The following is a 20,214-nucleotide window of genomic DNA, read 5'->3' as shown; positions in this document are numbered from 1 at the left end:
CACTAGCCCGGATTTCTCATAGCACCTCAGCCAGCACCGCACTCAGGATGTCGTGCCGCTAAACACCTATTGGCACGGCTTAAATAGCCTACTTTTTAACCATTTTCCGTCATTCAGGCACACTTCCCCCTTCCCCCCATTGCATCGGGCCGGGGGCGCCCGAGCATTCAGTTCGGCACCAACTGTCTGACGAGATCGGATAGCGCCGTTTTATAGGGATAGCTGTCACTCATGAGTACTCGGACTCGGCGCGTATTGCGGATGATAACCGCGCCCACCTTGATGAGTTTGAGCCTGAGGCTACTTGGGCTCATGCGTGCGAAGGGCGTGTTCTTCAGGTAAGCCCGTAACCGCTCGAACAGCGTATAGGCAAAGCCTGATAAGATCAGCCGCCATTGATTAGCCCACCAGTGCGTGCTGGACGTGCGGTCAGCAAACAAGCTCAGTTGTTGATCCTTGATTCGGTTCTCCATGTCGCCCCGAGCACAGTACTGCTCGTAGTAAAGCTTGAAGCCATCGTCGTAACGGGAACTGACGATAAACCGGGGATTGGAGCCAAGCTCGCCTTCTTCCAGGCGGGCCACCACCCAGCGCGGGTACTTCCAAGAGTGCGCTTGATATTGGAAGCGGAACGTCTCTGCCACTTTCCCTCCTACCTGCCACTGGGTCTTGCGTACCAGCATCATGGGAACGTCCACTTCCTTGAGCAGCCGACTGTTCTTGCCAATACCCACGATGTAGTCGACGTGATGCCGATCGCACCAGTTCAGCATCCGGGGGCGACAAAAATGGCTATCGCCGCGTAATACAATGCGGGTGTCGGGCCAGTATTGACGGATAAAGCGGACAAGTAGGGCGAGGATGGCCCAGCTGTGGCGGCTGTCGCTGCGGTCACTGGTGCGCAGATAGCTCACCAGCAGATGGTGGCCACAGAAGACATACAGTGGGAAGTAGCAATGGTGATTGTAATAGCGGTTAAAGAACTTGCCGGGTTGGTCGCCATGCACGGGAATATCAGTGCCATCAAAGTCCAGCACAATCTCTTTGGGTGGTTCGTCATGCTGCTCGATGAAGTGATGCCAGAGTAGCTCATGGGCCTTCACTATCGCTTGTCGATCAGCGTTCTGCTCTATCCGGGACAGCGTTGACTTGCCCGCCAGCACCTCATTTTCATCCAGTGCCGTCTGAAGGGCCTGATCATAGCGCAGGGCTTCATGGTCGTTAAAATCTTCGTAGCCAGCGGCGACACCGAACACCCGCTGACGAACCAGGGTGTCGAGTTTGTGGCGAATCTGCTCCGGTGCCCGAGGATCATGCAGTACCGATGCCAAACGGCGCGTCAGGCGATGTTGTTTGTCGATTTCACGAAGCAGAAGCAACCCAGCATCGGAGGTAATGTGGCCACCGGAGAAATCGGCTTCAATCTGGCGGCGTGAGAGTGGCGAGAAGGTCAGTTTTTCAGGTACCATTTTGGAAGCGGCTGTTGATGTTGGTTTTTGGTGTAAGGTCCTGAAACTTTAACATTTTCAGCCGCTTTCTTTTATACCCTATGAGAAATTCGGGCTAGGAGGTTTGTTATGACACCTATGTACAATCCCCCGCATCCTGGTGAAACGCTTCGTGAAGATGTACTTCCTGAACTGGGTGTTAGTGTCACGGAAATGGCTCGGCGACTGGGGCTTGCACGTGAAACGCTGTCACGGATACTTCATGGTCACGCGCCGATTAGCCCTGATCTGGCGGTTCGCCTTGAACGCGCCGGTATTGGTCGAGCGCGCACCTGGCTGGCAGCACAAAGCGATTACGACCTGTGGCAGGCAGAGCATCGTGCTCAGCCAATTATTGAGCCTTTTGCCAGGTTGGCGTAAGAGAATCCTTTCTCAATGCATAATGTAAATCGAATAAAAAGTGCTTGAAACATGTGGTTGAACAATTGATTTTGCCGCTGCCTGGCCCTATAAACACTTCAGACGCTTTCCTTCATCCTTCACTCATGGACGCTTATGTTCCTGCTTGTATTGACCGCCACCCTGTCGATTGGCTTTTCCTTCCTGTGTTCGATTCTTGAGGCAGCGCTGCTATCGATTACCCCCAGCTACATTGCCAAACTCAAGGAAGAGCAGCCTCGTTTGCATGCCGCCTTGGTCGAGCTGAAAGCCAACATCGACCGTCCGCTGGCGGCGATTCTTACCCTGAATACCATCGCCCACACGGTGGGCGCCACAGCAGTAGGTGCCCAGGCGGCGGTGGTGTTTGGTGAGGCATCCATCGGGATTGTTTCGGCGGTGATGACTCTGCTGATTCTGATTCTGTCGGAAATTATCCCCAAAACCATTGGTGCCACCTATTGGCGCGGCCTGGCGCCCTGGCTGCCCAAGATACTCAAGCCGATGATTGTAATGCTATTGCCATTTATCTGGATGTCAGAACAGATCACTCGTCGGCTGGGAAAGTCCGAGCATGACGTTGATCTGCGCGATGAAATCAAGGTGCTGGCCCGGGTCGGGCTCGAAGAGAAGGTGTTGGACGCTGATGAGTCGCGCACCATTACCAATATGCTCAACCTGCATGATATCCCGGTCAGCAAGGCGATGACCCCACGTACCGTGTGTGAAACCGTGCCGCCGCACATGACGGTAGCCGAGTTTGATGCAACCTATGGCAAGTCGCCGTTCACCCGTTTTCCAGTGATGGATAACGGTGAGCAGGCCTTTGGCTATGTCCACAAAGCGGATATGTATCAGGCCGAGGATGACCAGATCATGAAGGTGCTGATGCATCCGATTGCCAGTGTAGACGTTTCCCATAACGTCGAGCAGGTGTTCACCGCCATGCTGCGTGACCGCCTGCATATGCGGGTTATCTATGATGAGCACGGTACTTTTGTCGGCCTGATTACGCTGGAAGATATTATCGAGACCATTCTTGGCCAAGATATCGTCGATGAAACCGACCATGTGGATAACCTGCGCAGCTATGCCAAGCAGCAGTGGCTCAAGCGCATCAAGCATGCCCGAGGGGATGAATAGCAGGGCAGGTGAGAATCTTTTGGGCAGTACGTCCATTTTTAGTAAGCCTTAAATTTTTAGAAAGTTGACACTGCTGACGCTCCATCGCTAGAGTTGGTTAACTTTTAAAATTAAAAAGGTTTACTTGTGACCGACGCTGCTTTCAATAACACTGCTCCGCGCCATGACTGGTCGCTGGACGAGATCAGAGCGCTATTTGCGCTACCCTTTAACGATCTGCTGTTCAAGGCGCAGCAAGTGCATCGCGCGCACTTTGATGCCAACGCGGTGCAAGTGTCTACCTTGCTATCGATCAAGACCGGGGCCTGTCCGGAAGACTGCAAATACTGCCCCCAGTCCGGCCACTACAACACCCAGCTCGAAAAAGAAAAGCTGCTGGAAATAGAAAAAGTCGTGGCTCAGGCCAAGGCGGCCAAGGAAGCCGGTGCCAGCCGTTTCTGTATGGGTGCCGCCTGGCGCAGCCCCCGGGATAAGGACTTACTCCTGGTCGAAGAGATGGTGCGTCAGGTGAAAGCACTGGGGCTGGAAACCTGCATGACACTGGGCATGGTCAACGGTGATCAGGCTAGCCGCTTGGCGGCGGCGGGGCTGGATTATTACAACCATAACCTGGATACTTCTCCCGACTTTTACGGCGAAATCATCACCACACGTACCTTCAGCGACCGCCTGGATACCCTGGCCACTGTGCGCGAAGCGGGCATGAAAGTATGCTCCGGCGGTATTCTCGGCATGGGGGAAAGTGCCCAGGACCGCAGCGCCTTGCTACAGCAGTTGGCGAAGCTGTCACCGCATCCGGAATCCGTGCCGATCAATATGCTGGTGAAAGTGCCGGGCACACCGCTGGAAAACGTTGAAGACCTGGACCCCCTTGAATTTATTCGCGCCATCGCGGTGGCACGCATCATGATGCCGCAAAGCCACGTACGCCTTTCCGCTGGCCGCGAGCAGATGAGTGAATCAACGCAAGCGCTGGCCTTCCTGGCCGGGGCCAACTCGATCTTCTACGGCGATAAACTCCTGACTACCGGCAACCCCCAAGCCGACCGCGACCGCGCGCTATTTGCAAAACTGGGCCTGCACCCGGAGCGCCGCGATACCTGTGAAGATGACGCAGCTCATACCGAACGACTCACCCAACAAGCTCAGCAAGGCGCTCTGGTAAAGCGAGCCGCTACACTGGCGGTTGAGGCCAGTCGCTGATATTTGGCGTCCGTTTGGCGCTGGAAGGGCTGGAGCGCCACCAGCAACAGATAGAAAACTACAAAAACTCCAGCCTCTCAGGCGGCAAACTTGAGTCCTGAATTCAATCAATAAACACAGCACCGACGATTTTAATTTAGACATTCACCCCGATAACGATAAAAAGAACAGAATCAGCGGTGGCGACAGCAGCGACAGAATAAAGCCGCTGACCACGGCGACCGGTACGCAGGCCACGCCGCCATGCTGCTGGATGACCGGCAGGGTGAAATCCATGGAGGTCGCGCCGCCATAGCCAATCGCCATGGCGGTGTAGCGATGAATCACCAGCGGAATCAGGATAAAGGCCAGCAGCTCACGGGTCAGGTCGTTGAAAAACGCCACGCCACCCATCAAGGGGCCAAGCTGATCGCCAATCAGGATCGCCGAGAGCGAATACCAACCAAAACCCGCGGCCATGGCCAGGCCTTCGTTCCACGGTAAACTCAGCAGCGGTGCCGCCGCCAGCCCCGCCAATAGTGAGCTGGCCCCCAGCGTTACCGCGATGCCAAGCCCCATGCGGTTCAGCAGGATCTGGCGCAGCGGCATGCCGGAGTTGCGCAGCTGACAGCCAATCAGTGCCAGCAGTGCATACAGCACCCATTCCGCCAGGCGGTCAGCGGTATCAAACAAGATGTCGCCAACGGCCGGCCCCAATAGCAGGCCGATAATGACGCCAGCAGCCACCACCGCCACCAGCAACAGCGAACCCTGCATGGCGGCCAGTTTGCTGGTGGGGGCGTCTTTGACGACTGGCGAGGTGCCTGCTTTGAGCTTGAGGTGCTTTGATAGCCACCACAACGCCACCAGATTAAATAAAGTGGTCAGGGTAAACAGTAAAAGCGCCTTGCTACCCAGGGTTGAAAGCTGGGAGGCCAGGTTTTCAAGCCCGGCAAGGCTGATGCCCATGAGCAGCAGGATGACGTACACCGAGCCATTGACGGCATGATTGATAACCGCCTGCCAGCTTGACTGGCGCACGGGCACCAGATAACCGAGCAGCAGCGGCAATAAAACGATAACGAGTCCGGAGAGCATAAATCAGTCTGTAATATCACCCAGTGAATTCAGCCGGGTGAGGGTGATATGGGTATTGCGCTTGCCGTCTTTCTGGTAAAGCGCCTCGAGGATCAGGCCCGGGTAATCGGCATGGAAGCTGATACGCAGTTGGCGATCGGGTTTTTCGCTATCGAACAGTACCACAGAGTGGGTTTCAAATTCGCCAGCGGGCACCTTGAGACGCTGAATATCAGCCAGGTAGTACTGGAAATGCTCTTCACGGCCGCGATGATCCACAAAATACATGTCACAGGGCGCCACTGACGAGCAGTGGGCGCTGCCTGCGCGTCTGGCCAGGTCGATGATCGCGGTCTGGCGATCCTGGGTCACAATATCGCTCGACCTGAGCCGGTAGCTGTCACCGATACCGAGGACTGAATAACTGCTGTCATACATCAAGGAGTGGGTGTTGGCTTCATCGGCAGTAAAGCGACTGCGTTCCTGGCCACGTGCAATGGTGATGGAAAAGCGCATGTCGCTGAGCCAGTGCTGGCTTTCCTCGCTCAGCTGATGAGTAATGGTGGCACCTGGCCAGCCGCTCACTTCCAGGCGATATTGAGCTTCAAAGGGGGCCAATGGCTGAAGATCACCCTGCGTAGCGGTGTTGTCAGCCATGGCCAAGCCGCCAACCGGCAGTATCAGGAGCGCAGCACTGGCGGTCAGGGCTTTCAGCCAGGATTTGGGTTGTGATATCGATAACGTTGGATTTTTAAGAGTTATCATGAAGCGGCGTGTCTCTGAAGGAAGCGTGCATCCTGTTGTGAACCTGTCAGGTGGCATTCGGTTCCTGATCAACTGCTAATAAAAAAGTGTTTTTAAAACGCGTATTTAAAAAAACGTATCATCAGTAGCCTTCCTGGCGGTTGATGGTGGCGACCTTTTCTCCCGCCTCAAAGGCGCGCAGGGTGTCGATCACCTGATCGATGGCCTCATTCAACGGGGTAGGGGCTGACATATGTGGGGTGATGATCATTCTGGGGTGCTGCCAGAGGGGGCTCTGTTCAGGCAGCGGCTCTTCCGGAAACACATCAAGCAGGGCGCCGCGTAGATGGCCGTTGTCGCTCAGGGCGTTCAGCAGGGCGTCATGGTCAAGCAGGGTGCCGCGCCCGGGGTTGATCAGGCTGGCGCCATCAGGCAGCAGCGCCAGACACTCGGCGTTGATCAGCCCACGGGTGGCCGTTGTATCCGGCAGCAGTGTCACCAGGGTTTGCGACTGGCGCAATACATCGGCCAGGCCTTGTTCACCGTGATAGCAGCTGACACCGTCAATCTGTTTGGGTGAGCGGCTCCAGCCAAGTACCGGAAAATTATCGCGACTGAGCGCCTGGGCCACATGGGTACCGATAGCGCCCAGGCCCAGAATGCCGACTGACCATTCGGCCTTGTCAGGCACTTCATGGGTCAGCCAGTGGGCCTTGGGCTGCTGGGCAAGGTAGCGGTCAAAGCTGCGCTGAAAATGCAGCACGCCATAGCGCACGTAATCGGCCATTAGCTCACCCATGCCCGCATCGCGCAGTTTAACGATAGGGACATCACTGGGCAGGCCAGGGGTATGCAGCAGATAGTCGACACCGGCGCCGAGGTTGATGATCGCCTTGAGCTGGGTCTGCTCGCGCAACAGTGATTCTGAAGGCTTCCAGGCCGCCAGATAATCAGCGTTGATGCGCTCTTCGAATGGGGCATCACTGGTGATGACCTGAGCGTCAGGGAAAGCGTTGGCGAGGGCGCTTTGCCAGCGTTGAGCGTCTTCGATATGTATCACTATTTTCATGCTGCCTCCGCTTTTTGTGTTAACGATGGTTTCGGTTTCTGAGGTTAATGGTTTTTTTGTCATAAAGGCTTTGACCCGCAACCAAGGTAGGGTGCTAGTATCGCCTTAAGACGACATTGGCGGGCCTACTGCGGGGGTGGCCAGGTCGATCCGGTGGTCCGAAAAAGCGACGAGAGTCGCTTTTTCGGTTCTTGGTGATCCCTTTGATAACGAGTTGCCCGATGACGACTCAGGTTTCCCTGCCCTTCACACGTGAAGAGTACGCTAATCGGCTTTGGAAGGTGCGCGCTGAAATGGCGAGCCGTGGCATTGACGTTCTGATTGTCAGTGACCCTTCCAATATGGCCTGGTTGACCGGCTATGACGGCTGGTCCTTTTATGTGCATCAGTGTGTGCTCGTAGGTCTTGAAGGCGAGCCGGTCTGGTACGGCCGCCGCATGGATGCGAATGGCGCGCTGCGCACCTGCTGGATTGATCCGGAGAATATAACCTACTACCCGGATCACTATGTTCAGAATCCCGACATGCACCCGATGGAGTATCTTGCCCAGTCCATCATGCCGGACCGCGGCTGGCATAAAGGGGTGGTCGGGATGGAAATGGATAACTATTACTTTTCCGCCAAGGCCTACCTGAGCCTGCTGCGTGAATTGCCTCATGCGCGCTTTATGGATGCCAATAGTCTGGTCAACTGGTGCCGGGCAATCAAATCTCCTCAGGAGATTGCCTATATGCGCTGTGCGGCCAAGATTGTTGAAGGCATGCATTCGCGCATTCTAGAAATGATTGAGCCGGGCTTGCCAAAAAGCAAGCTGGTTTCCGAGATCTACCGGGTGGGTATCGAAGGCTATATTGATGACAACGGCAAGGTGTTTGGCGGCGATTATCCGGCTATCGTGCCCATGCTGCCCACCGGCAAGGATGCGGCTGCTCCTCACCTGACCTGGGATGACACGCCATTTCGTGAAGGTGAAGGCACCTTCTTCGAGATTGCCGGTGTCTACAAGCGCTACCATGCGCCCATGTCGCGGACGGTTTTCCTGGGTACGCCCCCTAAAGACTTTTTGCGCGCTGAATCGGCGCTGCTGGAAGGCATCGAAAACGGCCTGGCCGTGGCCAAGCCTGGCAACCGCACGGCAGATATCGCCATGGCCCTGGGTTCGGCGATGGATAAATACGGCTTTGACCGCGGCGGCGCCCGCTGTGGTTACCCGATCGGGATTTCCTACCCGCCGGACTGGGGTGAGCGTACCATGAGTTTGCGCCCTTCAGATGAAAACGAGCTCAAGCCAGGCATGACTTTCCACTTCATGCCCGGGCTTTGGGTAGACGACTGGGGGCTGGAAATTACCGAAAGCATCCTGATTACCGAAGACGGCTGTGAAACGCTGGCGGATTTTCCGCGTCAGCTGTTCGTTAAATAAATTTCTATCAGTGAACATTCTATTAGTGAACAAGGAAATACCATGAGCATGCGGCCCAGCCCGATTTCTGCCACCGTGGATTTTGATGCCGAAGGCATCCAGCACGGTTTTCTGAAGTTGCCGATTTCTACCGATGAATCCGCCTGGGGCGCGGTGATGATCCCGGTCACCGTGGTCAAGAATGGTGAAGGCCCGACGGCCCTGTTAACCGGGGGTAATCACGGCGATGAATACGAAGGCATTACATCTCTGCTGAAGCTGTCCTCTTCTCTGCAGCCGGAAGATGTATCTGGACGGGTGATTATTGTGCCCTGTATGAACACCCCGGCGGTAATGGCCGGCAAGCGCACCTCAGGGCTGGATGGGGGCAACCTCAACCGCAGCTTTCCCGGTGGCCCCAACGGCGGCGTTACCGAGCAGATTGCCGATTACTTTACCCGCGTTCTGGTACCGATGAGTGACGTAGTGCTGGATCTGCACTCCGGTGGTCGCACGCTGGATATCCTGCCCTTTGGCGCTTCTCACGTGCTGGATGACAAAGACCAGCAGCAAGCCGCGCTGGAAGGTGCCAAGGCCTTTGGTGCGCCCTATGCCATGGTGATGTTCGAGCTGGATGCGGAAAAGCTCTTTGATACCGCCTGTGAGCGCCAAGGCAAGGTGTTTGTCGCCACTGAACTAGGTGGCGGCGGCACTTCCACGCCGGAAAGCATGGCGATTACCGAACGCGGTGTGCGTAACTTCCTGATCCATTACGGCTTGATTCAGGGTGAGGTGGAAATGCCCTCAGGTGGCCAGCAGTACCTGGATATGCCGGATGCCAGCTGCTACGTGCAAAGCCAGCATAGCGGCGTGCTGGAACTGATGGTGGCGCTGGGTGATAGCGTGACCAAGGGCCAGCCGATTGCTCATGTGTACGACATGACCCGCAGCGGCAGCGCACCGGTCACCTATTATGCCGAGCGTGATGGTGTGCTGATGGCGCGACGTGCCCCGGCGCTGATCAATATGGGCGATACGCTGGCCGTGATTGCCGACGTGGTGGAGACCCTTGACGCCTGAGGCGACAAATACCTTGGGTGGCAAAGACCTGTCATGATGAAAATTGACCGCTATGATCTGAAAATTCTGGAAATCCTCTCGCATGATGGGAGGATCACCAAATCCAAGCTGGCCGAGGCGATCAATCTTTCGGTCAGCCCCTGCTGGGAAAGGGTAAAACGGCTGGAAAAAGCCGGCGTTATCCAGGGGTACAGCGCCCGCATCAACACCCATATACTGGTGCCACGTAACCCGGTTTGGGTGCAGATCGAGCTTAAAAAGCACGATGCTGCCAGCTTTGCCTGCTTTGAAGCTCTGGTAATGCAGACCCCGGAAGTGACGGAATGCGTTGCTGTAGGCGGTGGCGTGGATTACCTGGTGAAATTTGAAACCCGCACCATTGATGGCTATCAGCGTCTGATCGATCAGTGGCTGGTGTCTGACGCGGGCATAGAACGCTATTTCACCTACATTGTGACCAAATCCGTCAAACGCTGTGAACTGGAGATCGATCCAAAAGATATTGTGTGATATTTACTTATGTAAATAGAAATTAATCATTAGGCCAGTGATCTGGTCAACGCCAATTCAGCGCTTGATTGGCTTAACATGAAGTTAGATCCATTCATCACCTGCCTGGCGAATGCCATCATTTCTTTCATTCAGCCAGGCTAAAACAGTCAGATCGCCTGACGCAGAGAGAAGCTAATGTCTTATTTCACCATTGCCGGTGTTCAAATGCATGCCCTGCACCACGGCGACAATACCGACGCCATGCGTCATCGCGTTGATGCCCTGATGAACCGCTTTCCGAAAGTTCAGATGGTCATGTTTAGTGAGCTGATGCCCATGGGCGCCTCGCCGCTTAATGCCCAGGTGTTGCCCAGCGACACCGAGGCAGTGTTCTGCCAGCTGGCCGCCCAGCATCGCATCTGGTTGATCCCCGGTTCGATGTTCGAGCAGATTGGCGAGCATGTTTATAACACCCTGGTGGTGATTAACCCGCAGGGAGAAGTGGTGACCCGCTACCGCAAGATGTTCCCTTTCCGGCCTTATGAAGCAGGTATTGAAGGTGGCACTGAATTTGTGGTGTTTGATGTGCCGACAGTGGGTCGTTTTGGTGTCTCTATCTGCTATGACATGTGGTTCCCCGAGACGACGCGTACTCTGGCAGCGATGGGCGCTGAAGTCATTCTGCATCCGACCATGACCGATACCATCGACCGGGATATCGAGCTTTCCATCGCGCGCACCAATGCGGCCATCAATCAGTGCTACTTCTTTGATATCAACGGCGCTGGCGCGCTGGGCAATGGGCGTTCGATTGTCGTAGGGCCATCGGGGGATGTGATTCATCAGGCGGGGATTGGAGACGAAGTCATCCCGATTGAAATTGATCTTAACCGTGTGCGCCGTGAACGTGAAAATGGCCTGCATGGCCTGGGGCAGCCGCTCAAGAGCTTTCGCGACCGTGACGTGGATTTCTCGCTATACCGCAGCGAAAACGGTTCTTCGCCCTTCCTGGATACTTTGGGGCCATTGGCCAAGCCGGTACGCACTGACCAGGAAGTGTTCTGAAAAGTAATGGCTAACAGCTAATTGCCAAGAGCTGATGACCAAGAGGGCATCTTCCTTGAAGACATCGTCTAAAATGACTGAAAGGAAGATGCCGGGGGTGTTCGGATTTGACCGATCGAGATAGGCAATACTCATTCAGCGCCAGACTAACCGCCAGGTTCAGGCAACTGGCGCGCTATATAACAGAACGCCTGGTCGGCACTGACCCAGTGCGACCTGAAGCAGCTGTCAAACAAGGAGCCATAACAATGAACAAGATTACGTCCATTGCTGATGTTCGTCGTCATTTTCGTAACAACAAAGAACCCATCTACTTTATTTCTGCCACCAACTTCAACCTTTTGGGGATTGGCGACTGGGTCGGTGCTTTCCGCCATATCAACTACATTGACTGCTTTGAAGGCAAACAGCGTAACGTCTTTGTCCCCAAGCAGAAGTTTCCCCGCGATTTCGAAAGTATTGAAGATATTAATAACTATCTGCTTGAGCACAAGGAAGTGATTGATTTCATTCAATCCCGCGCGGATGGCGAAAATGCCGGTGTGGCCTCGTTTCTGATGTTTGACGAGCATACCGAAGAAATCTGCAAGCAGCTGGGGCTACGGGTCGCTTTCCCCCCAGCCGAGCTGCGTACGCGCATGGATAACAAGATTGAAACAGTACGTATCGGCAATAAAGCCGGCGTGCCCAGTGTGCCCAACGTGCTGGCCAAGGTCGGCAGCTACCAGGAACTGGTAGAAGCCAGCCAGGAGTTGGGTACTGACCTTGTGGTACAGACAGCCTTTGGTGACTCTGGCCACACCACCTTCTTTATCGCCAATGAAGAAGACTACTACAAGCACGCCGAAGAGATTGAGGCGGAGCCTGAAGTCAAGATCATGAAGCGCATCAACTGTCGCGGCTCCGCGATAGAAGCCTGCGCGACACGCTGTGGCACCGTGGTGGGCCCGCTGATGACTGAGCTGGTGGGTTTCAAGACCCTGACGCCTTACAAGGGTGGCTGGTGCGGTAACGAGATGTTTGCGGGTGCCTTCAGTCAGGAAGTGCGCGACCTGGCACGTGAATATACCTTCAAGTTTGGTGAAGCCCTGCGCGAAGAAGGCTACCGGGGTTACTTCGAACTCGATTTCCTGATCGATATGGACACCAACGATGTCTATCTGGGTGAGCTTAACCCGCGCGTGACAGGGGCAAGCTCGCTGACCAATGTGGCGGCTTTTGCCCACTCGGATATTCCGCTCTTCCTGTTCCATCTGCTGGAATTTTCCGAGGTCGACTTCGACCTGGATATCGACGACATCAACGAGCGCTGGGCGCACCCTGAAAGTGTCGATAGCTGGAGCCAGCTGGTGATCAAGCATACTGATGAAAGCGTTGACCTGCTGACCCAGGCGCCGCAAACCGGCGTCTGGCGCATGCATGAAGGAGGCGATATCAGCTACGACCATTACAGCTACCATCCGCATGCGGCAGAAAATGAAAACGAAGCCTTCTTCCTGCGCATCAGTGGGGCGGGTGACTTCCGCTACGAAGGCGCTGATCTGGGTATCCTGATTACCCGCGGCCGCCTGATGGATGATGACTTCCAGCTCAATGACCGGGCCAAAGCCTGGATAGACGGTATTCGTCAACAATACACCGGGCAAGCACTGCAAGACCCCGTGGTGGAGGAAGTTGCCGTCAGCCATGCTATCGGCGGTGGCAACTTCAAAATCCTGTGATTACTGATGGACATCATGCTGCAGGCCCAGCGCTGGATGGCGAACTGAACAAGGCATTGACGTTTCGCACCGTACACGAGCCAACCGCAGGGCCAAAATGGCAGTCGCTGTTCGAGTATCACTGGCCGGCATATCGGCCTTGGTACCTGACTGAAGGCGAGCGTGAGCGCCCCTCTTACCTGGAGTGTTATAACGCTTTGCGTCACCATATGCCAGAGCTGCTAGGAACCTACAATACCCTGTGCGAGCTGGCCGGGGGCGGCGATCTTTCATCGCGGCTGTTAAGCCTGTATCGGCCACCGCCGTACATCACCGGTTGCTCTCAGGCGGTGCTGGCAAGCCCACAGTCAACCGTGCTGGCACGTAATTACGATTACCCGCCAGAACTATGCGAAGGCACTATTCTCTACACCCGCTGGAACCAGCGTCAGGTGATTGCCATGTCGGATTGCCTGTGGGGCGTACTGGATGGCATGAATGATGCGGGGCTTGCCGTGTCACTGGCCTTTGGTGGGCGCAAGGTAGTGGGAGAGGGTTTTGGCGCTCCGATTATTCTGCGCTACATCCTGGAGTTCTGCGCCACTGTACCCGAAGCGGCGGCTGTACTGAAAAGGGTGCCGACCCATATGGCCTATAACATCACGGTAGCCGATGCCGCTGGACGCTACGTGACTGCCATGATCGCGCCGGATCGGCCCGCCAGCATCAAACGGGTCGCCGTGGCCACCAATCATCAGAAGAAGATTGAATGGTATGCCCATGCACTGGCCTCGGAAACCCTGATCCGCGAACGTCAGTTATCCATTCTGGTGGATGATGACGCCACCACGGATGAGCGCCTGATTGCGGCCTTTTCAGCGCCTCCGCTGTTTCGCCATGATTATCGGCGGGGCCTGGGTACGGTATACACGTCTGTCTACCGTCCCAACGAAGGGAAAACCGAATTTCGTTGGCCTGGCAAGGTGTTGAGCCTGGGTTTCGATAGCTTTCCTGAAGAGCAGTTCACCGTACATTACGCATCTCGTGGCCTATATGGTTGACTCAATAGCGGATCGGATAGCTGAGTGAAAGGCAGCGTAGCCGCAACCCGTGTTTCTTTCCGATAAATACCGACAATGGATGGGTGTCGTTATGCCAGAAAACAATACTACTGAAACTCCCTATACCGCTTTGGGTTTTTATCACAAGATTTCCCAGCTGCGTGCCGATACCTGGAATGCCCTCAAGCGTGATCTGGGGATTCTGATTCGGCTGGAAGAAGAAAACCGGGTCAAGAATCTGGTCAAGTCGATTGAGATCAAGCTGACGCGCCTGGAAATCATTGAGGACTACCACGCCTTCCCCTCCAAGGAAGATTTTCGTCACCTGTGGACACTCTTCCAGCGCGGTGAATACACCATGCTGGACAAGGTGGTCAGGCGCCTGGTGCGCGCCCTGATCAGCGAGTCCTACCGTCGGCGCCATGTTGATCTCTCCGAGACGGATGCAGGCGCCGAGGATATGGAAAATCGCGATGCCCTCAATCAGCTGCGCCGTGGGCATCCCGCCTCCAACAGTTCGGCCCAGCCTTACTTTGAGCTTCTGGTGGTGGATAACCTGTCCAACCAGGAAGAAGAAGTGGTGCGCGAAGCCTTTCATAACATGCGCCGCCCCGAAGATCGCTTTGTTTACGACGTAGTGACGGTCAAAAGCTTTGAAGATGCCCTGATTGCGATTCTGGTGAACCCCAATATCCAGGCGTGCCTGATCCGCTACGAATTTCCCTATAAATCCAAGTACAACCTCAGCGCGCTGCGCAACTATCTGGAAGGCCTGTCAGAGAATGAACTGGCCAACCATAGCGAAGCCGAGCGCAACATCCTGCTGAGTTCGATGATTCACGAGTTGCGCCCGGAAATTGATCAGTTCCTGGTCACCAGCGGCGATGTGGAAGCCACGGCGAGCCGTGATATCAAACACTTCAATCGGATCTTCTATCGCGAAACCGATTATATCGAGCAGCATCATACGATCCTGCGCGCCATTGATAACCGCTATCGCACGCCGTTTTTTGATGCTCTGCGTGAATACAGTAAAAAGCCCACTGGCGTCTTTCATGCCATGCCGATTTCCCGAGGCAAGTCGGTCACCCGTTCCCACTGGGCGGGGCATATGATCGACTTTTACGGTATCAATATTTTCTTGGCCGAAACCTCAGCGACGTCCGGCGGGCTGGATTCTTTACTGCAACCGTATGGGCCGATCAAGAAAGCCCAGGAATATGCCGCCCGGGCCTTTGGTGCGCGAAGCAGTTTCTTTGTCACCAACGGCACCTCGACGGCCAACAAGATTGTTGTGCAGGCGTTGATCAAACCCCGCGACATTGTGCTGGTTGACCGGGACTGCCACAAATCCCACCACTACGGCATGGTGCTGGCCGGTGCCCACGTCAGTTATCTGGATTCCTATCCGCTTAACGACTACTCCATGTACGGGGCCGTGCCGCTGCGCGAGATCAAGAAAACCCTGCTGGCTTACAAGCGTTCCGGCCAGCTGCATAAGGTCAAGATGCTGTTGCTGACCAACTGCACCTTTGATGGCATTGTCTATAACGTGCGCCGGGTGATGGAAGAGTGCCTGGCCATCAAGCCGGATCTGATCTTTCTGTGGGATGAAGCCTGGTTTGCCTTTGCCGGCTTTAACCCGACTTACCGCCCGCGTACGGCGATGAATGCCGCCCGAACCTTGCGTAACCGTTACCGCAGCGAAGAGTACCGCGAGGAATACGCCGCCTGGAAGGCCGAGTTTGATCAGCTTGACCCTGAAGATGAGGCAACCTGGCTGGATCAGCGTCTGATGCCGAACCCGGATGAAGTGCGCATCCGCACCTATGCGACCCATTCGACTCATAAGACGCTGACCTCCTTGCGCCAGGGTTCGATGATCCATATCTGGGACCAGGATTACCGTCAGAAAGTGGAGTCCGCTTTCCACGAAGCCTATATGACCCACACCTCAACGTCGCCCAACTATCAGATTGTGGCCTCGCTGGATGTCGGGCGTATGCAGGCGGAGATGGAGGGCTTTGAGCTGGTGCATTCCCAGGTGGAAACCGCGCTGTCCCTGCGCGAGCAGCTTTACACCCATCCGCTGCTGCAGAAATACTTCCGTGTGCTCAAGAACAGCGACATGGTGCCCGCCGCCTACCGGGAATCCGAGGTGGAGTCCTTCTATGACCCCGTCACCGGCTGGAACAAGATGGAAGAAGCCTGGGCGCGGGATGAGTTTGTGGTTGACCCCACCCGTATCACCATCGCCATCGGCAACACCGGGGTGGATGGCGATACTTTCAAGAATGAATACCTGATGAACAAGTACGGTATTCAGATCAACAAGACCTCACGCAATACCGTGCTGTTCATGACCAATATCGGCACCACGCGCGGCTCGATTGCCTACCTGCTGGACGTACTGTTGAAGCTGGCCAAGGAATTCGACTACCAGCTGGAAGACAGCAGCCGACCCGAGCGCACGATCATCGAAAATCAGGTGCACTCCCTGAACCATGATCTGCCGCCGCTACCGGACTTCAGCCGCTTCCACGATGCCTTCCGGCCCAGCACTGACACCTCCCAGGGGGATATCCGCTGCGCCTATTTCCTTAGCTACGATGAGGAAAATACCGAGTACCTGCGCTTTGACAACGGCAAGCTTCAGGCCCAGATGCGTGACGGGCGCGATGTGGTATCAGCGAGTTTCGTGATTCCCTATCCGCCCGGCTTCCCGGTACTGGTGCCGGGCCAGGTCATCAGTGAAGAAATTGTTCACTTCCTGCAGGCACTAGATGTGACGGAAATCCATGGCTACAGGCCTGAACTGGGCCTGGTGGTATTTACTGAAGAAGCGCTGATCAACCCGGCAGCAGGCTGATAACAGCGGATGAGGAGCCACAGGCACCAAAAAAACACCATGTAAAACCGCCTGCCACAAAAAAAACGCCATCTTTAACAGGCGCTTTCAAAAGCACTTCGTGCGACTTATGGCGTACTCTGAGCACATCAAATCGCCAACGGCCATTCGGCCGTTGAGCTTTTTACATCGTGAATCAATGATGCAGCGCCGTGGTTAATGCCACGGCGTGGCCGCTCAGGGAGGTTTTTCATGTCAGCACTGACTGCAATCCACGCTATTACACTGGCCGAGCGCCTGGAAGACCCGCGCCTGTTCCGTCAGTATGCCTATATCGACGGTAAGTGGACCCATGGCCATCGGGAAGAAGCGGTCACCAATCCGGCGACGGGGGAAGTCCTGGGCCATATCCCTTTGCTGGATGCCAGCCAGATCACTGCTGCCGTTGATGCCGCCGAGTCCGCCTTCGTTCACTGGCGTGCGCTGCGTGCCGATGAGCGCTGCGAGCGCCTGCTAGCCTGGTATGACCTGCTCCAGGCCAACCGTGAAGATCTGGCCACCATCATGACCCTCGAGCAGGGCAAGCCGATGCCAGACGCCCGGGGTGAGGTCGAGTACGGTGCCAGCTTTGTGCGCTGGTTTGCTGAAGAAGGCAAGCGCACCTATGGCGAAACCATTCCCAGCCATATTCCCAATGCGTCCCTGGGCACCATCAAGGAGCCTGTGGGCATTGCCGCACTGATTACGCCCTGGAATTTCCCGCTGGCGATGATTACCCGCAAAGCAGCCGCTGCCCTGGCCGCAGGCTGCCCGGTAATCGTCAAGCCCGCCAACGAGACCCCGTTTTCTGCTCTGGCACTGGCAGAGCTGGCCGAGCGCGCGGGTATCCCCAAAGGCATCTTCAATGTGGTGCTGGGCGAGCCGGCTGAAGTCTCCAAGATCCTGTGCGCCGAGCCGCGCATCAAGGCGCTGTCCTTTACCGGCTCCACCCGGGTAGGCCGCCTGTTGATGGAGCAGAGCGCTGGCACCGTCAAGCGCCTGTCGCTGGAACTGGGTGGCAATGCGCCCTTCATTGTTGGCCCGGACATGGACCCGAAAGAAGCCGCCTACGCCGCAGTGGATGCCAAGTTCCAGACTTCAGGCCAGGATTGCCTTGCGGCCAACCGTATTCTGGTTCACGAATCCATCCACGATGAGTTCGTCGAGCAGTTTGCCGAGCGCATGGCCGCTCTGACGGTGGGCAACGGTATGGAGAGTGAAGTTGATCTTGGCCCGCTGATTCATCGCCAGGCAGTGGAAAAAGCCAGCGCAATCGTCGATGATGCCATTGCCCGCGGGGCGACTTTGGTAGCGGGTGACCAAAGCCAGGCGCCGGGTGAGAACTTTTTCATGCCAGTCATGCTGACTCAGGTAACCCCGGATATGCAGGTATGGCGGGAAGAAAACTTCGCCCCTGTTGCCGGTATCACCGCCTACAGCGATGATGATGAAGTCATCGAACTGGCCAACGATACCGAATACGGCCTGGCCGCTTACGTCTATACCCATGATATCCGCCGCATCTGGAAACTGATGCGCGCTCTGGAGTACGGCATGGTCAGCGTCAATTCGGTCAAGATGACAGGCCCTCCCGTGCCTTTCGGTGGCGTCAAGCAGTCCGGCCTTGGCCGTGAAGGCGGGGCGACCGGTATTGATGAATATCTGGAAACCAAATACTACTGCCTGGGCGCCCTTGGTTCAGTATCAGGAAGTTAATCCCAGACGCTTAACGTCTGACAGGCACCGCCTGACTGAGGTGGTGCCTTAATCTATAAACATTCTCCTCATAGACCCGTCATGGAAGAGGAGACATCATCGAAACAGAGAGAACTCTATGAGCTTGCATCAGGATTTGATTGAACGTGACCGCAAGGTGACCTTCCACGCTTCTACCCACCTGCGTGATTTCGCCCACGGCGACGCGCCGGGCCGTGTTATCACCGGGGGCAAAGGCATCAATATCGTCGACAAGGATGGCCGTGAGTTCATCGATGGCTTTGCTGGCCTATACTGCGTCAACATTGGCTATGGCCGCACCGAAGTCGCGGAAGCGATTTACAAGCAGGCGCTGGAAATTTCCTACTACCACACCTACGTAGGCCACTCCAACGAGCCGCAGATCGAGCTTTCCGAGCGCATTATCAAGGCCGCTGGCATGAATATGTCCAAGGTCTACTACGGCATGTCCGGTTCTGATGCTAACGAAACCCAGCTCAAGATCGTACGTTACTACAACAACGTACTGGGTCGTCCGCAGAAGAAGAAGGTCATCTCGCGCATGCGTGGCTACCACGGTTCCGGTATCGCCTCCGGCTCGCTGACCGGCCTGAAGGCCTTCCATGACAAGTTTGACCTGCCGATTGACACCATTCGTCATACCGAAGCACCTTACTACTATCACCGTGCGGCAGAGCAGCACGGCATGACCGAGCGTGAATTCTCCTCGTTCTGCGCGGAAAAGCTCGAAGCCATGATTCTTGAAGAAGGCCCGGATACCGTTGCCGCCTTTATCGGCGAGCCGGTGCTCGGCACGGGTGGTATCGTGCCGCCCCCGGAAGGCTACTGGGAAGGTATTCAGGCGGTGTTGGCCAAGTACGACATCCTGCTGATTGCCGATGAAGTGGTCTGCGGCTTTGGCCGTACCGGTTCCGAGTTCGGTAGCCACCACTACAACATGCAGCCGGATCTGATCACTATCGCCAAGGGCTTGACCAGCGCTTATCAGCCGCTTTCCGGGGTGATTGTGGGTGATCGCGTCTGGAAGGTACTAGAGCAGGGCACCGGTGAATTCGGCCCGATCGGCCACGGCTGGACCTACTCTGGCCACGCCCTGGGCTGTGCCGCTGGCCTGGCTAACCTGGATATCATTGAGCGTGAAAACCTGGTGGGCAACGCCGCGGATACCGGCGCCTACTTCCAGCAGCAGCTCAAGGCGACCTTTGAGGGTCACCCGCTGATTGGTGATGTGCGCGGCGTTGGCCTGATGGCCGCATTGGAGTTCTCCCCCGATGCCAAGCAGCGCCTGCACTTTGACCCGGCTCTGAAAGTTGGCCCACGGGTATCGGCAGCAGCACTGGAAGAAAACCTGATTGCGCGCGCCATGCCGCAGGGTGACATTCTCGGCTTTGCTCCTCCGCTGACCATCAACCGCGCTGAAGTGGATGAAATGATCAGCCGCGCCAAGCGTGCCGTGGATAACGTCGCCGACGAACTGGTGCGTTCCGGTGATCTGAGCAAAGGTGAGAAGGAAGAAGTGCTGGCGGTATAAGCCACACGTTTTCAGTCTTGCTTTTCCCAACGCCGCTGCCTGGCATACCAGGCAGCGGCGTTGTTTTTTTGGGTCGCAAGGGGGTTGTGGAGATTGTGTATCGAGGGATGTTGTTATATCTATTAACTCAGGTAACGTGACAGCTCAAAACAACAGG

General features: G+C 55.8%; 16 protein-coding genes. 12 read left to right on the top strand and 4 right to left on the bottom strand.

Annotated features, from left to right (window positions below; all coding sequences use genetic code 11):
* Positions 1-167: 167 nt before the first annotated feature.
* A complete protein-coding gene (locus tag OR573_13410) occupies positions 168-1,469 on the bottom strand; it encodes an IS1380 family transposase (protein XGA79483.1) in 1,302 nt (433 codons plus the stop codon).
* A gap of 117 nt (positions 1,470-1,586) precedes the next feature.
* On the opposite strand from OR573_13410, the gene OR573_13405 reads away from it, so the two are divergent.
* The 3 genes from OR573_13405 to bioB all read left to right on the top strand — a co-directional run bounded on the left by OR573_13405 (position 1,587) and on the right by bioB (position 4,232).
* On the top strand, positions 1,587-1,868 hold the full coding sequence (locus OR573_13405) for a HigA family addiction module antitoxin (protein XGA81749.1): 282 nt from the start codon (positions 1,587-1,589) through the stop codon (positions 1,866-1,868).
* A 135-nt stretch (positions 1,869-2,003) separates the two neighbouring features.
* The gene (locus tag OR573_13400; protein XGA79482.1) at positions 2,004-3,029 is read left to right on the top strand and encodes a CNNM domain-containing protein; all 1,026 of its coding nucleotides are present in this window, start codon (positions 2,004-2,006) and stop codon (positions 3,027-3,029) included.
* Between the two features lie 126 nt (positions 3,030-3,155).
* Positions 3,156-4,232, top strand: a complete 1,077-nt coding sequence (gene bioB / locus OR573_13395) for a biotin synthase BioB (protein ID XGA79481.1) — start codon at positions 3,156-3,158, stop codon at positions 4,230-4,232.
* Positions 4,233-4,376: 144 nt separating this feature from the next.
* On the opposite strand, the gene OR573_13390 is transcribed toward bioB, so the two are convergent.
* The 3 genes from OR573_13390 to OR573_13380 form a co-directional block, all read right to left on the bottom strand.
* Positions 4,377-5,309, bottom strand: coding sequence for a LysO family transporter (locus OR573_13390; GenBank protein ID XGA79480.1), 933 nt, complete (start codon positions 5,307-5,309; stop codon positions 4,377-4,379).
* A 3-nt stretch (positions 5,310-5,312) separates the two neighbouring features.
* Positions 5,313-5,945, bottom strand: a complete 633-nt coding sequence (locus tag OR573_13385) for a hypothetical protein (GenBank protein ID XGA79479.1) — start codon at positions 5,943-5,945, stop codon at positions 5,313-5,315.
* A 229-nt stretch (positions 5,946-6,174) separates the two neighbouring features.
* Positions 6,175-7,101: a glyoxylate/hydroxypyruvate reductase A gene (locus OR573_13380; GenBank protein ID XGA79478.1), complete on the bottom strand. Its 927-nt coding sequence runs from the start codon at positions 7,099-7,101 to the stop codon at positions 6,175-6,177.
* A 221-nt stretch (positions 7,102-7,322) separates the two neighbouring features.
* Here OR573_13380 and doeA point away from each other — a divergent pair, with 221 nt between their 5' ends.
* From doeA to OR573_13335, 9 genes are all read left to right on the top strand, one after another.
* The gene (gene doeA / locus OR573_13375) at positions 7,323-8,525 is read left to right on the top strand and encodes an ectoine hydrolase DoeA (protein ID XGA79477.1); all 1,203 of its coding nucleotides are present in this window, start codon (positions 7,323-7,325) and stop codon (positions 8,523-8,525) included.
* A gap of 42 nt (positions 8,526-8,567) precedes the next feature.
* Entirely contained in the window at positions 8,568-9,584 is a 1,017-nt protein-coding gene (doeB, locus tag OR573_13370) for a N(2)-acetyl-L-2,4-diaminobutanoate deacetylase DoeB (protein XGA79476.1), read from the top strand.
* 33 nt (positions 9,585-9,617) lie between these two features.
* A complete protein-coding gene (locus tag OR573_13365; GenBank protein XGA79475.1) occupies positions 9,618-10,094 on the top strand; it encodes an Lrp/AsnC family transcriptional regulator in 477 nt (158 codons plus the stop codon).
* A 177-nt stretch (positions 10,095-10,271) separates the two neighbouring features.
* Entirely contained in the window at positions 10,272-11,141 is an 870-nt protein-coding gene (locus OR573_13360; GenBank protein XGA79474.1) for a carbon-nitrogen hydrolase family protein, read from the top strand.
* 248 nt (positions 11,142-11,389) lie between these two features.
* Entirely contained in the window at positions 11,390-12,862 is a 1,473-nt protein-coding gene (locus OR573_13355; GenBank protein XGA79473.1) for a biotin carboxylase, read from the top strand.
* On the top strand, positions 12,859-13,902 hold the full coding sequence (locus OR573_13350) for a C45 family autoproteolytic acyltransferase/hydrolase (GenBank protein ID XGA79472.1): 1,044 nt from the start codon (positions 12,859-12,861) through the stop codon (positions 13,900-13,902). The genes OR573_13355 and OR573_13350 overlap by 4 nt, the downstream gene beginning before the upstream one ends.
* A gap of 91 nt (positions 13,903-13,993) precedes the next feature.
* Positions 13,994-16,771, top strand: a complete 2,778-nt coding sequence (locus tag OR573_13345) for a beta-eliminating lyase-related protein (protein ID XGA79471.1) — start codon at positions 13,994-13,996, stop codon at positions 16,769-16,771.
* A gap of 240 nt (positions 16,772-17,011) precedes the next feature.
* Positions 17,012-18,505, top strand: a complete 1,494-nt coding sequence (locus OR573_13340; GenBank protein ID XGA81748.1) for an NAD-dependent succinate-semialdehyde dehydrogenase — start codon at positions 17,012-17,014, stop codon at positions 18,503-18,505.
* Between the two features lie 118 nt (positions 18,506-18,623).
* Complete coding sequence (locus OR573_13335) at positions 18,624-20,057, top strand: aspartate aminotransferase family protein (protein ID XGA79470.1); 1,434 nt, start codon at positions 18,624-18,626, stop codon at positions 20,055-20,057.
* Positions 20,058-20,214 lie beyond the last annotated feature (157 nt).

The sequence above is a fragment of the Halomonas sp. CH40 genome (assembly GCA_041875495.1).
In the GTDB taxonomy this organism is placed as follows: Bacteria; Pseudomonadota; Gammaproteobacteria; order Pseudomonadales; family Halomonadaceae; genus Vreelandella.
The sequence above is the reverse complement of the archived record's forward strand: the minus strand, read 5'-3'. Positions and strand labels throughout refer to the sequence as shown.

What these genes read in the sequence shown, in the direction of transcription:
- OR573_13410 (XGA79483.1), bottom strand. Translation starts at nt 1,469, where the DNA reads ATGGTACCTGAAAAACTGACCTTCTCGCCACTCTCACGCCGCCAGATT.
- OR573_13405 (XGA81749.1), top strand. Translation starts at nt 1,587, where the DNA reads ATGTACAATCCCCCGCATCCTGGTGAAACGCTTCGTGAAGATGTACTT.
- OR573_13400 (XGA79482.1), top strand. Translation starts at nt 2,004, where the DNA reads ATGTTCCTGCTTGTATTGACCGCCACCCTGTCGATTGGCTTTTCCTTC.
- OR573_13390 (XGA79480.1), bottom strand. Translation starts at nt 5,309, where the DNA reads ATGCTCTCCGGACTCGTTATCGTTTTATTGCCGCTGCTGCTCGGTTAT.
- OR573_13385 (XGA79479.1), bottom strand. Translation starts at nt 5,945, where the DNA reads ATGGCTGACAACACCGCTACGCAGGGTGATCTTCAGCCATTGGCCCCC.
- OR573_13380 (XGA79478.1), bottom strand. Translation starts at nt 7,101, where the DNA reads ATGAAAATAGTGATACATATCGAAGACGCTCAACGCTGGCAAAGCGCC.
- doeA (XGA79477.1), top strand. Translation starts at nt 7,323, where the DNA reads ATGACGACTCAGGTTTCCCTGCCCTTCACACGTGAAGAGTACGCTAAT.
- doeB (XGA79476.1), top strand. Translation starts at nt 8,568, where the DNA reads ATGAGCATGCGGCCCAGCCCGATTTCTGCCACCGTGGATTTTGATGCC.
- OR573_13365 (XGA79475.1), top strand. Translation starts at nt 9,618, where the DNA reads ATGATGAAAATTGACCGCTATGATCTGAAAATTCTGGAAATCCTCTCG.
- OR573_13360 (XGA79474.1), top strand. Translation starts at nt 10,272, where the DNA reads ATGTCTTATTTCACCATTGCCGGTGTTCAAATGCATGCCCTGCACCAC.
- OR573_13355 (XGA79473.1), top strand. Translation starts at nt 11,390, where the DNA reads ATGAACAAGATTACGTCCATTGCTGATGTTCGTCGTCATTTTCGTAAC.
- OR573_13345 (XGA79471.1), top strand. Translation starts at nt 13,994, where the DNA reads ATGCCAGAAAACAATACTACTGAAACTCCCTATACCGCTTTGGGTTTT.
- OR573_13335 (XGA79470.1), top strand. Translation starts at nt 18,624, where the DNA reads ATGAGCTTGCATCAGGATTTGATTGAACGTGACCGCAAGGTGACCTTC.